Here is a 14906-nt window from a genome sequence, read left to right as displayed (position 1 = left end):
ACAAATAATGAAACGTTGTTTTGATAAATTAACACCCATCTTTTAAAACACATCACTCAGCGACACGCCTCTGGTCCAGCGGCATCGCAGGAAAGAAAGGAGCACTACATGGCTAAAGGCATGCGGGTCAAACTGAACTATCACGTCAGCCGCGATCCGGATACCGGGGCGGAAGTCACCCGCTTAACCCCCCCGGAGGTCACCTGTCATCGCAACTACTTCTATCAGAAGTGCTTTTTTAACGATGGCAGCCATTTACTGTTCGCCGGCGAGTTTGACGGCCACTGGAACTACTATCTGCTGAATATCGCCAGCGCCGAAGCCGTCCAGCTGACGGAAGGCGCCGGGGATAACACCTTCGGCGGCTTCCTCTCCCCGGACGATAAGTCGCTCTATTACGTGAAAAATGACCGTACCCTGCTGGAGGTGAACCTCACCACCCTCGCCGAGCGTGAAGTTTACCGCGTCAGCGAGGAGTGGGTCGGCTATGGCACCTGGGTGGCGAACAGCGATTGCAGCAAACTGGTAGGCATTGAGATTGCGAAAAGCGACTGGACGCCGCTCAACGACTGGCAGATTTTTCATGACTTCTTCCACAAAGGACCGCACTGCCGCCTGCTGCGCGTCGACCTGCGCAGCGGAGAGAGCCAGGTGATCCATGAGGAAAAAATCTGGCTGGGACATCCGATCTATCGTCCCTTCGACGACCATACCGTCGCCTTCTGCCATGAAGGGCCGCACGATCTGGTTGACGCCCGCATGTGGCTGGTCAATGAAGATGGCAGCAACGTGCGTAAAGTCAAAGCGCATGCCCCGGGCGAAAGCTGCACCCATGAATTCTGGGTACCGGACGGTTCAGCGCTGATCTACGTCTCCTATCTGAAAGGCCAGCAGGGGCGGACGATCTATCGCTTTGATCCGGAAAGCGGCGTCAACGAGGCCCTGATGACGATGCCCGCCTGCTCGCATCTGATGAGCAATTTCGACGGCACGCTGCTGGTGGGCGATGGATCGGGCACGCCGGTCGATGTCAAAGATACCGGCGGCTACTCCATTGATAACGATCCTTATCTCTACGTCTTTAACGTGGCGGAGAAGCGCTACTTCCGCGTCGCGCGCCATGATACCTCGTGGGCGACAGTGGCCAACAGCCGCCAGGTGACTCACCCGCACCCCTCGTTTACGCCGGATGACAGCGCCATTCTGTTCAGCTCCGATAAAGACGGCAAGCCGGCCATCTATATCGCGAAATTACCTGACCATCCGCCGATGCTGAGCGCCTGAGCCCGGCGAACGTTTTTCTGTAACTGGCCTTGCCCTCCTTCGCGGAGGGCTTTTTTTGTTCCCTCGCTTTGGCGCATAAAAAACCCCGGCTGACGGCGCCGGGGAAGAGAGACGATGAGGGTCTGGCGGAAATCAGAACGAGTAGGCCACCCCGACGCGGAAACGGGTCTGGCGATCGCTGCGGTCATTCACGCCGACGTTGCCGATTTCACCATACGGCGACCAGTTGTTATCCAGCTTATAGGCTACCTTCACGTTATATTCCTGTGAGTAGGGTTTGTTGTCGTTGCGGTTCACCCCTTCCGAACTGCGGGCATAGACATAGTTCAGCTCGGTGCGCCAGTCGCCGAGGGCAAACCCGGCCCACGCGTCGCCGCGATTCACCTTGTCATCATCTTTACCGGCATCGTTCGGATAGCGGGTGTACTCATAGCGATAGCGAGCGGCGACATAGAAGCCATTGTCGAAACTGTACTGTACGTGCAGATGCGGCTTGTAAATGGAGCGGCTGTCGTTACTCTCTATGGTAAACCCGGGGGTGAGGAAAAGGTTCGACGTCGCTTTCCAGCGCCAGCTGATGGTGTCTTCATGGCCATTGCCCACCACGTCCGAATAGGGTTGCGAACCGTTGTCGCCGCCTGAACGCCATTTGGCCTCCACGGTAAAGCCTAGCCCGTTGGCGAAGCGGTGGGATACCGAGACGCGGTCGGCATTGCTTTTATCGCTCTTGCCGCCATCAATAAATTCATGACGTAAATCTATCGTGACCGCGGTTGCCGCAAAAGACATACCGCAGAGGGCGGCCAGAACCAGAGATCGTTTTAACATAGGGTACCCCTTATAATAAATAAAATGTCATTTCGTTTTTATGAAACGTTATTTTATTTTTTAAGCACCTCAGTTTTAGTGACCAGGATCGTAGTTATTTGTTTCAAAAAAGGTGGCACAACAAGACGTGACGGAGCTCAATAAATTGACGATGGGGAGAAAGGAAATACGGCAAAAAAGAGGGGGTCGGCAAAGCGCGGCGCATAAAAAAGGCCTCCCGCAGGAGGCCATGGAAATCGACATTCAGCGCTACGCGCGCTCTACCGCCAGCGCCACGCCCTGACCGCCGCCGATGCACAGCGTCGCCAGCCCTTTACGCGCATCGCGCTTGATCATTTCATGCACCAGCGACACCAGAATCCGGCAGCCGGAGGCGCCGATCGGGTGGCCGAGGGCGATCGCGCCGCCGTTGACGTTGACCCGTCGCTCATCCCACTCCAGTACCCGGCCAACGGAGATAGCCTGAGCGGCAAAGGCCTCATTGGCTTCGATCAGATCGACGTCGTCCAGCCGCCAGCCGGCCCGTTCCAGACAACGGCGGGTGGCGTGCACCGGGGCGATGCCCATCAGCGCCGGATCGACGCCGACGCTGGCGAAGGCGCGGATCCGCGCGAGGATCGGCAGCCCCAGCTCCTCGGCTTTCGCCTCACTCATCATCATCACCGCCGCCGCGCCGTCATTGATGCTGGAAGCGTTGCCGGCGGTCACCGATCCGAGACGATCGAAGGCAGGCTGCAGGCTGGCCAACCCTTCCGCGCTGGCATCCACCCGCGGTTGTTCATCGGTATCTACGGTGCGCGGCGCGCCGTTATGCTCGGTAACGACCGGGACAATCTCATCGCGAAAGCGTCCGGAATCAATCGCCTTGCGCGCCTTATGCTGCGAGCTGAGCGCCCAGGCGTCCTGCAGTTCGCGGCTGATGCCGTATTCCCGGGCGAGGTTTTCCGCCGTGACGCCCATATGGTAATCGTTGAAGGCGTCCCACAGGCCGTCATGGACCAGACTGTCAATCAGCTGGCTGTTGCCCAGCTGGGCGCCGGTGCGGCTGTCGGTGAGGACATGCGGAGCGCGGCTCATGTTCTCCTGGCCGCCGGCGATCACCACGTCCGCCTCCCCGCACTGGATGGCCTGGGTGGCGAGGTGCAGGGCTTTCAGGCCGGAACCGCAGACGTCGTTAATGGTGATAGCCGATACAGTGTTGGGCAACCCGCCGCGAATAGCGGACTGACGGGCCGGGTTTTGCCCGGTTCCCGCGGTCAGCACCTGGCCGAGGATCACCTCATCCACGCTCTGCGGATCGATTCCCGTCTTCTCCACCAGCGCCTTCACCACCACGCTACCCAGCTCAACGGCTGAATGGCGCGATAGCGCGCCCTGAAAGCAGCCAATCGGCGTTCGCAGCGCCCCGACGATCACGACATCCTTCATCCTCTACCCCTGCCCGTGCTTTTGCGCAAAGAAACAGCGATATACTAGATAATTGTTATCAAAAAACTTTGTAATTGTTTAAAAAAAGTGAGGCCAATCACAAAGAATTAGCCATTTGTTAACGTTCACGCCGCTGCAGATGCTGACGCAGCCAGCTGCCCGCCGCCCCGGGCGGCGCTTTCTTATTCCACAGCAGATCCACCGAAATCGCCCGCGGCCAGCCGGGGATATCGAGCGCCACCAGCCCGCCCTGCGGCGCAAACTCCGCCACCAGGGCGCAGGGCAGAATGCACCAGCCGAAGCCCTGCACCGCCATGCTGAGCAGCAGCAGGTAGTTTGGCGCCGACCAGACCTGCCCGGCGGCAGGCTCCGTGGCGCTGGCCAGAAAGGTGCTCAAACGCAGCTCGCGCCAGCTGCGCAGCTCATCCCAGACAACCTTGCCCTGCGCCGCCAGCGGATGGTCATGCGCCACGTAAATGCCCATCGCCGTCTGCAGCGGCAGGCGGGTGCTGCCGATATCGGTCGGGTAGCGCTCTCTCGCCTCAATCAATCCCACCTGGGCGCGGGATTTTTGCAGGAGATCGATCACGTCCTCATCTTCCCCAATCAAACACTCAAACTCGGTATGAGGGAAGCGGCGGTCAAACTGCACCAGCAGATCTTCCAGCACGTCCGGGTGCAGGGTGTCCGAGAGCACAAAGGTCAATCGCGGCTCCGTCTCGCCGGACAGCGACACCGCCAGCTCATCCAGCCGCTCGCTGGCGGCGAGGATCGCTTTGACATAGCTCAGCACCTGCTCCCCCTGCGGCGTCAGCGTCGGCTGCCGCGTTGCCCGATCGAAGAGGGTCACCCCGAGGTCAGCCTCCAGGTTGGCGATAGCGGTACTGATCGTCGACTGGCTTTTCCGCAGGCGACGGGCGGCGGCGGAGAACGACCCGCTGTCAACGGCCTCGACAAAGGCGGTTAACGCTTCCGGTGAATAACGCATGATGTATCTACTTTATCGATGGTTTCTATCTTTTGTTTATCATATTTTTCCATAAACTGCCGGGTAATTTCCTGTTCAGGCTAAAACTGGAGGTAGCTCGCCATGCAACAGACCCCACATCAGCGCAAGACGCTCACCGAACGCGTTATCCACGCCATCACCTTCGAAGGACTGGCGACGCTGATCCTCGCCCCCACCGCCGCCTGGCTAATGCAGCGTTCGGTGGTGGAGATGGGCGGGCTGAGCATTCTGCTCGCCACCCTGGCGATGGTATGGAACATCATTTATAACGCGGCTTTCGATCGCCTGTGGCCGGTCTCCCGCGTCCCCCGTCGGCTGAAAGTGCGGGCGCTGCACGCGATCGGCTTCGAGACCGGCTTTGTTATCATCGGCGTCACCATGGTGGCTATCGTGCTGGGGGTATCGCTACTGCAGGCGTTTATGCTGGAGATCGGCTTCATGCTCTTCTTCCTGCCCTACACCATGGCGTTTAACTGGGTCTGGGACACCCTGCGCGAGCGCGTGATCCGTCACCGCCGCCCGCGCCAGGCGGCACGCGGCTAGCCCCGCGGCGGATCCTTCGCGATCCGCCGCGGCTTTATCACCAAAAACTATCGCAACAGATGAACCATAAATATGGTAAATTGCACTCCTTTTTTTTGGTTTGACGGTTGATAAAGTCGCATAATGTCTAAAATTTGGTCTAAAGAAGAAACTCTATGGAGTTTTGCCTTATATGGCACTGCAGTAGGCGCTGGGACGCTATTTCTACCGATCCAGCTGGGTTCGGCTGGCGCCATCGTCCTTTTCATCACCGCGCTGGTCGCCTGGCCGCTCACCTACTGGCCTCACAAAGCGCTGAGCCAGTTTATTCTCTCGGCCAATATCGCGCCGGGAACCGGGATCACCGGCGCAGTCAATCACTACTATGGTAAGAAAATTGGCAACCTGATCACCGGCCTCTATTTCCTCGCCTTCTTTGTGGTCGTGCTGATCTACGCCGTGGCCATCACCAACTCGCTGGCCGAGCAGGTGGCGCATCACACGCCGATGACGCCTGCGCTACGCGCGCTGCTGAGTCTTGGCGTGGTGCTGGTCCTTAACCTGATCTTTCTCATGGGCCGGCAGATCACCATCAAGGTGATGGGTTTTCTGGTCTTCCCGCTCATCGCCTGCTTTCTGTTTCTCTCCCTCTATTTAATTCGCGACTGGCATCCGGAACATCTCACCAGCCAGATGCAGTTCAGCTCGCAGACGCTCCACCAGGTCTGGATCTCCATACCCGTGATGGTTTTCGCTTTTAGCCATACGCCGATCATCTCGACTTTTGCTATCGACCAGCAGGAGAAACACGGCGACCTGGCCATGGGTAAATGCAAAAAAATCATGAAGGTGGCCTACACCATCATCTGCGCCAGCGTGCTGTTTTTCGTCTTCAGCTGCCTGCTGGCTATCCCGGCGACCTATATTGAGACCGCCCGCGATCAGGGGGTGACTATCCTCTCCGCCCTGTCGATGGTGCCGGGCGCACCGGGCTGGCTGGCGGTGACCGGCATTATCGTCGCCGTGGTCGCCATGTCGAAATCCTTTCTCGGCACCTACTTCGGGGTCATTGAAGGCGCCAGCGAAATCGTCAAAAGCTCTCTGGGCCTGATGGGCGTGCGCAAGAGCCGCGCCTTCAACCGCGCGATGTCGATCATGCTGGTCTCCGCCTTCACCTTTGCGGTGTGCTTTATCAACCCGAATGCGATCTCGATGATCTACGCCATCAGCGGACCGCTTATCGCCATGATCCTGTTTATCATGCCCACGCTGTCAACCTGGCTTATCCCGGCGCTGAAGCCGTATCGCTCGGTGGGGAACGCCATCACTCTGGTGGTCGGCCTGCTCTGCGTCTCCGTGATGTTCTTCGGCTAAACCGCCTCCGGCGACAGCGGCTTGCCTGAGCCGCTGTCGCACATTCTGACAACATTCTCGCCCTTCCCTTCCTTGTGAGCGCATTACACTTACGGCTTAGCCACCGTGAGGAGAGTTCCTATGTCCAGTGTCACCTTATCCGGTCGCGGCACGCTCGGCGATCGCCAGGTCTATCGGTTGGGTTACGGGGCCATGCAGCTGGCCGGCCCCGGCGTCTTCGGCCCGCCGAAAGATCCTGAAGAAGCGGTGCGCGTGCTGCAGGCCGCCGTCGAAGCTGGGGTAAACCATATCGATACTTCGGATTTCTATGGCCCCCATGTGACCAATCAGCTGATCCGCAAAGCGCTTCACCCCTACCCCGACGATCTGTGCATTGTCACCAAGGTCAGCGCCCGCCGTGACGAGAAAGGCAACTGGCTGCCGGCCATGTCGCCCGCTGAACTGACCCAGGCCGTCGAGGACAATTTGCGTCACCTGGGGCTCGACGTGCTGGAGGTGGTGAACCTGCGCAGTATGCTGAGCCCCCACGGCCCGGTGGAGGGGTCGCTGGAGGCGCCGCTCGCCACCCTGCTGGAGCTGAAGGCGCGAGGGTTGATCCGCCATATTGGCCTTAGCAACGTGACGGCAAAGCAGGTGGCGGATGCGCAGAAAATGACGCCTATCGTCTGCGTGCAAAACCTCTATAACATTGCCCATCGCGCCGACGACGCGCTGGTGGATGCGCTGGCCGCCCAGCACATCGCCTGGGTCCCCTTCTTCCCGCTGGGCGGTTTTACCCCGCTGCAGGCGCAGGAGCTGAACGAGGTCGCGGCCTCGCTTGAGGCGACGCCGATGCAGGTCGCCCTCGCCTGGCTACTCCAGCGCGCGCCCAATATTCTGCTGATCCCCGGCACCTCATCCCGCACGCACCTGGCGGAAAATATTGCCGCCGCCGGGCTGGTTCTGCCAGCGGATGCGCTACGCATCCTGGATAATATCGCCAATCGCGCGCATTCCTGACCCCTCAGGCTAAATGGAGGGAACGACTTCCCTCCTCAATATTTGCCTGGAAAAACCTCAACACTGCTGGCACTATAGATCCTACAAATGGGGCATGATCGACGATCGTTTTCTCATTATCCCCGTTAATTAAACTTAAGTTTTTTTCCTTCGACCGGTCTCCAGCTTGGAGGCCGTTGTCGTTTTTGTCATGACCAAAATTTGAAACTCTTGATTACAGGAAACACAATATCGAATTCCAAGTTTATACATATCAATCTGGCTGCAAAGATAGTCAATAACATCAAACGCTCATAAAAACATCTGATTAACCCAATCAGAATGTTGCTATTGCTATAAGAAAAATCAAACGCCTCACGACAACTATTTACAAGGGAAGCCTATGACAGAGGGAACGATAAAGACCAGTAAGTATGAAATTATTGCTATTTTCAGAGAGGAGTTGCGCAAACGTACTGAAATTGAAATATTTTTTAACAACACCAGTATCATAACCCAACTGACGCGCGTGGACTTTGCCGAGTTCCATATTCAGACCCATCGCAAAATCCCACCGGGTCATAAAATTCGTTTTCTACTGCATAGCGATTCAGGGAAAATAGAGTTTAATGCAGCCCTGACAAAACATGACAATAGCGGTGTCGATAAAGGTATCCGCTACGCCTTTTCCTTGCCTGAATGCCTGCAGGTCGTGCAGCGTCGCCGCGATCCCCGCTTTCGTTTACGCCACGAGCATGACTTTTATTGCCGCGGGCGCCATAAAAATGGCGAAAACTATCTTTTCGACATCAAAGACATTTCGGACGGCGGTTGCGCGCTGATGACCAAAACGCCGAACCTGAAATTTCTCAGTCATAACGCATTGCTGAAAAATGCCGTACTGATGCTGGCGGAATATGGCGAGATCACCATCGACCTGGTGGTAAAAAATGTCATTATTATCACCCTCGACAATCCCAATGAAGAGAGCGAAAGCTACTATCAGATATCCTGCCAGTTTAAGTTCCGTCATCTCGACGACCAGCGCAGAATAGAGAAGATTCTGCTGGACCTGATCTTAGAAGCCAAGCGCAAAAAGAGAATCTGATACCCTTGGAAAGTATATTGCTGTACACCAATGATAATCTCATTGGTCACTCAATCTATCACTACCTTATTGATAGTCATGAAAATGCCACCCGTTTTGGCTATGACGATGTTATCCAGAGAAAACATCTGCCTGTGGCCCAAACGGTTATTTTCAATTTAATTAATAAGGATATTTCTGCCATCAGAATCCTTGATCTGCTGAATGCGCTCCGCCTTTCCCTGCAGCGCTGCCAGCAGCCGGTGCTGATGGTAAAAAGCGACATTGCCGGGCTATGCCGAGAGTTGATAACCGTCGATAATGCCATGATTATTAGCGAAAAGTCACCGCTATCTATGTTTACTTCTATTATCCAGCGCGCGAAGGGCGCCAGCGAACCGCCGCCGCGACGATTGCGCAAACAGCTGTCGCCGCGGGAGTGCCAGATCCTCGAGTTGCTGATTGCCAACAATAATAATAAGCGTATTGCCGCCCTGCTCGGCATTGCCCATAAAACGGTCCACAGCCATCGTATCCATATCATGCAAAAGCTGGGCATTGATAATTCCCGCACGATGAACCAGCGTATTGCCGCCCTTCATCAATGTTAAATTATACAGCGGTAAATCAATAGCGGATAAAGCGTACTTATTCGCTGTTGATTTACATTTCCTGCCATTCCCATTAACCATCAGGTAGCCTATAATTAGTCTATCCTCTGCTTATTGTCTGACTAACCTCGTGAAGAGGGATAATGAACACTAAAATATTCGAAGACAACATTTTATCTCGTAATGATATCGCTGTACGCTACGTCTTTCAGAAAATGTTTTCCCCACAAGGTACCTTAGTCGCAGTTGAATGCTTAAGCCGCTTCGATAATCTTCCCGTTTCGCCAGAATATTTTTTCCGCCATGCCACCGCGGCGGTTCGTGAACGTATTTTTCTCGAGCAACTGGCGTTGATTGAACAGCATAAAGCATGGTTTTTACGTAACCATATTTCCGCCACCATTAACGTCGATGACCATATCCTGAATCTGCTACGCCAGAAGGAAATAAAAGAGAAAATTGCCGCCCTGACCTGCGTCCATTTTGAAGTGACCGAAAACGCCGAGAAGCTTCTGAATAATTCCCTCGCCGCCTGGCAAAGCCCGCAGGATACCTCGCTGTGGCTCGACGACTTCGGCTCTGGCTACGCGGGGATAAACGCCATCAGCGGTTATCATTTTGACTATGTCAAAATTGATAAAGATTTTTTCTGGCATCTGATGCGCAAAGAGTCCGGCCGTCAGCTGATGGATGCGCTGGTCACCTTTTTATCCCGCAATCATCACAACGTGATTATTGAAGGCGTGGAAAGCGAAGCCCATAAAAAATGGCTGCAGGGTATGGAGTGGTTTGCTATTCAGGGGCATTACTGGCAGGAAGTCAGCATTGAACAGCTGGTTGCCGACGATATTGTCATATAAAAAAGCCGGGCTTGCCCGGCTTTTTCGTCTCGCTTAATTATAAACTAATTCCCACGTTGCCCAGCTGGTAATTGGCCCGCTGGTGGCGCTTTTCGGCGTCGGCGAAACGTAGCCCACATAATAGGTGAACAGACCGCCGCTGACCGCGCTTTCCTGCAAATGCACCTGATTTTGCTGCGGGTCCGCAGGGACAATTTTATTACTCTTATCCAGCGTATTATTATCATTGGTCGACAGCGCCAGATAAATATTCTGCGCTCCGTCTGGCAAGGTATTGGCCAGATAGCCCGCGTTCTCATTGCCGACCGCCGTCAGTAAAAAACCGTCGACCCAGCGAACGCTGACCCGCCGCACCTCGTCCTGCGAGGCGTCGCCGCCGTCATGACGCAGCTGGCAGTTTGACAGCGCCAGGGTAAAAGGCTGCGGCTTCATAAACGCACCGGCCCCGCGATCGTGCACTTCCGCCAGGCTGACCGGCGCCAGCCAGACGTTGCCGCTGCCGGCATGCTGGCCGCCATTGAGCGCGACGCTGCAGGAAATATCCGTCACCCGCCCGGCAAAATCGACCCGTCCGCGATCATAATTGGTCTCGAAACCCCACGCCGAGGGGGCGGCGAGGCTGCCGCAGAGCAGCAGCCACGCGATAGTATGTTTCGGCAATCCCTTCATTCCCCCTCCCGTATTAATCGTACGTCAGGTTAAAGATCATATGCGACTCCACCTCGCCGGTGCTGGTCGTCGGGCCATACTGATAAAAGCGCGCGTGCAGCGGGATGGTGATGTAGCGGGTCTCCTGATTATTCAAGCGGCCAACGGTATATTTCTTATTAAACTGCAGCGGGGATCCATCCTTCAGCACCTGGATGCCGACGCCTTTCGCCATCCCGCTGCCGGCCTTTTCATTCAGCAAGGCGCCCATGGTGGCGGTGGTGCTGGTCGCCAGGGTGCCGGAAAAAGAGGTGCTGATGTTGGCGTATCCCGTTTCACTCAGGCCGCCGCTGCACTGCAGATCGATATTAAAATCCTTCCCGCCCGCGGTGGTGCCCACCCCTTTCAGGTCAGTGCGTCTGATGGCGCCCACATCAACATTCATATTTTTCCCGCTCAGTACCGAACAGGAGGGCGAGACCACGGTGATCGCATTGGCGCTCAGATAGGTTTCGAGGATCGGGTTGCCGCCGCTCTCCCAGTCATAGGAGGTGTATTTTCCCGCCGCGAGGGTGCCGCTGCCGGTGGTTGCCGCGGTTTTGATAATCTCCAGCGTAAAACGTGACCCTTCAAGGGAATAGTTGGTGGTGTTATACACCCGGGACGAATAGACGTCGGGATAGACGATATTCACCGTCGCGCCGCCGCGGCTGAAACGCATACCAATCCCCGGCACGTTGGTGGAATAAATTTTATTCCCAAGATCGGTGGCCCCTGGCGAGACGATCTTCGCCGCGAAGCGGTTGGTGCCGGAGGTACAGCGATAGCTCGCCCCGCCCGGGGCGCTCATCATCCAGTCACGGGTGAGGATCACCGAGCCCACCGGCAGATCCGGGGGCACCACCACCCTGCCCACCACCATGTCCAGCATCACCGTTGGCGAAGAGAGACGCGTACAGACGGCCCAGGACGAGGTGGTGCCCAGCGCCATTAAGACGATAAAAAGCGTCAGTAATTTCCTCAGCGACATACGCTATCCTTTGTTGTTTGCTGTCCCAGATCCACCGAACACTGACCGCCGCTCCACTTCACAATCGCGCGTTTGGCGTTCGCATCGCTGATGAACATCATGCTGCCCTGACCGACGACGCCGATCTCCTTGCCGTCGGGGGAGAAAATACTCGCCGCGAACGGCAGCGGCTCATGGTTCGCCTGGCGCGCCTGCAGGGTGAGGTTGTTCTGCACCGTGGTGCCGAACGCCACCTTAACCACGCTGCCTTCCCACGGCACAACCTGCGCCACGGTGCGATCGAAGGCCACGTCGTCATGGCTGCCTTTCGGGTCGATCTCGACGGCGTTGATCCGGTACGGGCGCAGATACGGCAGGATGGCGTAACCGTTGCTGTCCACGCGGGTGCCCGGCGATCCCGGGAGCATGGCGCCGGCCGCGTCTTTGGCTTCAATCAGCGCCATCGTCGAGCCGCTTTCCGGCGAGAGCACCACGCCGCCGCTGTGGGCGATCATCGTCCCGCTGGCGCCAATGCCGCTCTGACGATACCCTTCGCCCTGGCTGTAGCTGCCGTTGAGGGTGGTCCATGGCGTACGGTAGCTGCCGTTGAGCGCCACATCGTGCTGACCGCCGGTGGCGGTGGTGGTCGACACGCCGTAGTTAAGGTTGTTTTCACTGTCCAGCGAGCCATTGATACCAATCTGCGAGCTGGCAAAGCGCGAGTTGTTGAACGAGGTGTTCGACGTCAGGTTGGCGGTGCGGTTATCGCCAAACCACAGCGGGTAGCTGAAGTTGAGTGAAATGCGATCGTCGCGGCGATGGCCGGAGCTGTCCGGGGTATAGACGCGCTGGGCGCTCGCCGACCAGGAGAGACGACCAAACGAATTGTTGTAGCTGACCTGATACTGCTTCTCGGTCCCGGAGCGGTTCCAGTAATCGGAAATACGACCGCTGAGATAAAACCCGCCCCAGCCTTCCGGCAGGTTCTGGTTCACCGTGAAGGTCATGCCGTTTTTTTGCCGCCACAGCGTATAGTTGCTGCGGCTGTTTTTTTCCTGATCGACGGCGTACAGCGCATCGTTGAGGTTGTAATAACCTTTCGTCGAGTAGCGATACGCCGCCAGCACGATGCTGGTCTGGGTATCGGTGAACATGCGGTTAAAGGTGGCGCGATAGCTCTGCCCCGAGTCATCATGGGTATCGCTCTTCAGCCGCGAATGGGTGACGTCAAAAGAGAGCGCGCCGATCCCGGTGTTCATCCCGGTGCCCACCAGGAAGGCCTGATAGTCGTCAAAGCCGGTGACCCCGGTGTAGCCGGTCAGCAGGTTATTGATCCCGTGCTGCCAGGTCGCCTGATAGAGCATCGGCTTGTTGCGTAGCCCGCTGTCGTCCACTTTACCGGCGGAGAGCGCGTAGCGGGTCATGCCCGGACGCAGCAGCTGAGCAACGGAGGCGTAAGGCACGCTGAACACTTCCACCGAGCCATCCGCCTCTTTTACCGAGACTTCAAGATCGCTGCCATAGCCGGATGGATAGACATCCTGCAGGGTAAACGGCCCCGGCGGAACGGTGGTCTGATAGATAATGTTGCTGCCCTGACGCACGGTGACGAGGGCGTTGCTCTGCGCCACGCCGCGAATTTCCGGGGCATAGGAGCGCATGCCGTCCGGGAACATATTGTCATCAGTGGCGAGGTTGACCCCACGCAGACCGATGGTGTCGAAAAATTCGCCATTGGTAAAAATCTGCCCCCCGCTGACGATGGAGTTGATCTGCGGGATCGGCCGCTGGAGATAGGTCTGGTTGCTATTCCAGTGCGCTTTACCCTGCTGCTGCTGCCAGTTCAGGTTACCGATATGCTTCAGCAGCCAGCCGTCCCACGACAGACCGGCGTTGACGCCAAGGTAGGCGCTGCTGTTATCCGACCCGCCGACCGAAGAGGTGTGGCTGTTCCAGGCGTTGGCCATCCAGCCAAGATTAAGCGCGGTAATGCCTTTGTCCCAGAACTCCGGGCTGACATAGTTTTTCAGGCGTTGATCTTCATAGATCTGCGGCACTGAAATGTTCAACCGCAGGGAGGACTGGACCAGGTTGTCTTTGACGTTGTCTTCGTTGCGCCAGGATTTGAGGCTACCGCAATAGCCTTCCTGTTCGCTCAGCTGCGGATTGAGCTTTTCCGCCGCGATGCCGTACTGGGTCAGCATCGCTTTGGTGTAGCAGACCCCAAGGTTACCGTCTTTGTCGCGCGCGATGCGCAGATCGTAGCGCCCTTTCCATTCGTCGTTGGTGTAGACGTCAAGGGAGTAAGTGCCTTCGGTAATCGCGCTGGTCGAGAAGCGTGACAGGTCGACCTTTTCGCGACTGCCGACAATAAAGCCGTCGTTAAATTGATATACCGTTCCCGGGTTTTCCTGTCCGCTGGAAAATGGCGGAAAGCAGCACAGCGCGATGGCGATCGCGGTGCTTAATCTTCCCGGGCAGAATGACCTCTGCTTCATTAGCTTTTCCCTTATTTAACGGCCACTTTCACTGCGACATCGGCGCCATAGTCATTAATGTTGTTAACGGTCAGGGTTTCGCCGCGGTTGACGGCGGTGGAAAGCGCCACCGTCTGGCTGGACTGCGGCGCCAGCATCACGGTTTTGCTGTTCAGGGCTTTACCGCCGTCGCGGGAAATACGGCTGACGGTAATGTAGAACGGCGTCGGGTTGTTGATGGCGAGACTGCTGCCGCTGGCGGTCAGGGTCAGCTTCTCGGCCGCCGCATCGCGGTTGCCCAGCCCGGCAGGACGATAAATAAATTTAAAGCGGGAACGGATCGCCAGCTGCAGCACGTTCTGGCCTTCATTTTTCTGATCAGCCACCACCGGCGGAATTTCCAGCAGATTCAGCCACCACAGCGTCTCTTTATCTTTCGCCAGACCGGCGCTGCTGCCGAGCTTAATACGCAGCGTCTGGCCGCTCTTGGCGTCAACGCGCGAAATCGGCGGGGTGATAATAAACGGGGTGGTAATGGTATCCGGTGTGGCATCGGCATCGCCGTTATCCAGCCAGGCCTGCGCCAGCGCCGGACGGTCGGCGTTATTTGAAAGCTGTACCGTTATTTCTTTTTCATTTCCTGGATAAATAAAGCGGGTACCGTTAACAATAATATTGTTGGCATGGGCCGCAAAACTAAAAATGAAACAGAAAAAAAGGGCAATACGCTTCATGCTGACCTCAGAATAAAAATACAAGCGGCGGACATTGCCGCTTTATTATTGTTATTA

The 14906-nt window shown here is 56.5% G+C and carries 14 protein-coding genes; 7 read left to right on the top strand and 7 right to left on the bottom strand.

Annotation, left to right across the window (positions count from 1 at the left end; genetic code table 11):
* The first annotated feature begins 108 nt into the window (after positions 1–108).
* Entirely contained in the window at positions 109–1284 is a 1176-nt protein-coding gene (locus tag QLG03_RS11180; protein ID WP_032453989.1) for an oligogalacturonate lyase family protein, read from the top strand.
* Positions 1285–1416: 132 nt separating this feature from the next.
* Here the strand turns inward: QLG03_RS11180 and ompK26 are convergent, their stop codons facing one another.
* The 3 genes from ompK26 to QLG03_RS11165 all read right to left on the bottom strand — a co-directional run bounded on the left by ompK26 (position 1417) and on the right by QLG03_RS11165 (position 4528).
* The gene (gene ompK26 / locus QLG03_RS11175; protein WP_004205398.1) at positions 1417–2112 is read right to left on the bottom strand and encodes a KdgM family porin OmpK26; all 696 of its coding nucleotides are present in this window, start codon (positions 2110–2112) and stop codon (positions 1417–1419) included.
* 249 nt (positions 2113–2361) lie between these two features.
* A complete protein-coding gene (locus QLG03_RS11170) occupies positions 2362–3540 on the bottom strand; it encodes an acetyl-CoA C-acetyltransferase (protein WP_023290922.1) in 1179 nt (392 codons plus the stop codon).
* A gap of 118 nt (positions 3541–3658) precedes the next feature.
* Positions 3659–4528: a LysR family transcriptional regulator gene (locus QLG03_RS11165; protein WP_023290923.1), complete on the bottom strand. Its 870-nt coding sequence runs from the start codon at positions 4526–4528 to the stop codon at positions 3659–3661.
* Between the two features lie 102 nt (positions 4529–4630).
* Between QLG03_RS11165 and QLG03_RS11160 the strand changes: the two genes are divergently transcribed.
* The 6 genes from QLG03_RS11160 to mkrJ all read left to right on the top strand — a co-directional run bounded on the left by QLG03_RS11160 (position 4631) and on the right by mkrJ (position 9981).
* On the top strand, positions 4631–5092 hold the full coding sequence (locus tag QLG03_RS11160; RefSeq protein ID WP_017899256.1) for a multidrug/biocide efflux PACE transporter: 462 nt from the start codon (positions 4631–4633) through the stop codon (positions 5090–5092).
* Between the two features lie 123 nt (positions 5093–5215).
* A complete protein-coding gene (locus QLG03_RS11155; protein WP_023290924.1) occupies positions 5216–6445 on the top strand; it encodes an amino acid permease in 1230 nt (409 codons plus the stop codon).
* Between the two features lie 120 nt (positions 6446–6565).
* Positions 6566–7444, top strand: coding sequence for an aldo/keto reductase family oxidoreductase (locus tag QLG03_RS11150; RefSeq protein ID WP_023290925.1), 879 nt, complete (start codon positions 6566–6568; stop codon positions 7442–7444).
* Positions 7445–7826: 382 nt separating this feature from the next.
* Positions 7827–8531: a transcriptional activator MrkH gene (gene mrkH, locus QLG03_RS11145; RefSeq protein ID WP_023290926.1), complete on the top strand. Its 705-nt coding sequence runs from the start codon at positions 7827–7829 to the stop codon at positions 8529–8531.
* 17 nt (positions 8532–8548) lie between these two features.
* Positions 8549–9121 carry a LuxR C-terminal-related transcriptional regulator gene (locus tag QLG03_RS11140; RefSeq protein ID WP_072421850.1) on the top strand — a complete coding sequence of 191 codons (573 nt, stop codon included), beginning with the start codon at positions 8549–8551 and terminating at the stop codon, positions 9119–9121.
* A 143-nt stretch (positions 9122–9264) separates the two neighbouring features.
* Positions 9265–9981, top strand: coding sequence for a phosphodiesterase MrkJ (gene mkrJ / locus QLG03_RS11135; RefSeq protein ID WP_023290928.1), 717 nt, complete (start codon positions 9265–9267; stop codon positions 9979–9981).
* A 33-nt stretch (positions 9982–10014) separates the two neighbouring features.
* Here the strand turns inward: mkrJ and mrkF are convergent, their stop codons facing one another.
* Genes mrkF through mrkB form a run of 4 tightly spaced genes read right to left on the bottom strand, consistent with a single transcriptional unit; the run spans position 10015 to position 14849 of the window.
* Complete coding sequence (gene mrkF, locus QLG03_RS11130; RefSeq protein ID WP_065812385.1) at positions 10015–10650, bottom strand: type 3 fimbria minor subunit MrkF; 636 nt, start codon at positions 10648–10650, stop codon at positions 10015–10017.
* A gap of 13 nt (positions 10651–10663) precedes the next feature.
* Complete coding sequence (mrkD, locus tag QLG03_RS11125; RefSeq protein ID WP_255988754.1) at positions 10664–11659, bottom strand: type 3 fimbria adhesin subunit MrkD; 996 nt, start codon at positions 11657–11659, stop codon at positions 10664–10666.
* The gene (mrkC, locus tag QLG03_RS11120) at positions 11650–14136 is read right to left on the bottom strand and encodes a type 3 fimbria usher protein MrkC (protein WP_044524639.1); all 2487 of its coding nucleotides are present in this window, start codon (positions 14134–14136) and stop codon (positions 11650–11652) included. Before mrkC ends, mrkD begins: the two co-directional genes overlap by 10 nt.
* A gap of 11 nt (positions 14137–14147) precedes the next feature.
* Positions 14148–14849 (bottom strand): type 3 fimbria chaperone MrkB, encoded by a 702-nt coding sequence (gene mrkB, locus QLG03_RS11115; protein WP_048298224.1) that lies wholly within the window; start codon positions 14847–14849, stop codon positions 14148–14150.
* Positions 14850–14906 lie beyond the last annotated feature (57 nt).

This window comes from Klebsiella sp. V115_8, assembly GCF_029967715.1.
Lineage (GTDB): Bacteria > Pseudomonadota > Gammaproteobacteria > Enterobacterales > Enterobacteriaceae > Klebsiella > Klebsiella quasipneumoniae.
The sequence above is the reverse complement of the archived record's forward strand: the minus strand, read 5'-3'. Positions and strand labels throughout refer to the sequence as shown.

Bases quoted from the DNA above. Each gene is read 5' to 3' on its own strand.
- QLG03_RS11170 (WP_023290922.1), bottom strand. From the start codon at position 3,540: ATGAAGGATGTCGTGATCGTCGGGGCGCTGCGAACGCCGATTGGCTGC.
- QLG03_RS11155 (WP_023290924.1), top strand. From the start codon at position 5,216: ATGTCTAAAATTTGGTCTAAAGAAGAAACTCTATGGAGTTTTGCCTTA.
- mkrJ (WP_023290928.1), top strand. From the start codon at position 9,265: ATGAACACTAAAATATTCGAAGACAACATTTTATCTCGTAATGATATC.
- mrkB (WP_048298224.1), bottom strand. From the start codon at position 14,849: ATGAAGCGTATTGCCCTTTTTTTCTGTTTCATTTTTAGTTTTGCGGCC.
- mrkD (WP_255988754.1), bottom strand. From the start codon at position 11,659: ATGTCGCTGAGGAAATTACTGACGCTTTTTATCGTCTTAATGGCGCTG.
- QLG03_RS11160 (WP_017899256.1), top strand. From the start codon at position 4,631: ATGCAACAGACCCCACATCAGCGCAAGACGCTCACCGAACGCGTTATC.
- QLG03_RS11150 (WP_023290925.1), top strand. From the start codon at position 6,566: ATGTCCAGTGTCACCTTATCCGGTCGCGGCACGCTCGGCGATCGCCAG.
- QLG03_RS11180 (WP_032453989.1), top strand. From the start codon at position 109: ATGGCTAAAGGCATGCGGGTCAAACTGAACTATCACGTCAGCCGCGAT.
- QLG03_RS11165 (WP_023290923.1), bottom strand. From the start codon at position 4,528: ATGCGTTATTCACCGGAAGCGTTAACCGCCTTTGTCGAGGCCGTTGAC.
- mrkH (WP_023290926.1), top strand. From the start codon at position 7,827: ATGACAGAGGGAACGATAAAGACCAGTAAGTATGAAATTATTGCTATT.
- mrkF (WP_065812385.1), bottom strand. From the start codon at position 10,650: ATGAAGGGATTGCCGAAACATACTATCGCGTGGCTGCTGCTCTGCGGC.
- mrkC (WP_044524639.1), bottom strand. From the start codon at position 14,136: ATGAAGCAGAGGTCATTCTGCCCGGGAAGATTAAGCACCGCGATCGCC.
- ompK26 (WP_004205398.1), bottom strand. From the start codon at position 2,112: ATGTTAAAACGATCTCTGGTTCTGGCCGCCCTCTGCGGTATGTCTTTT.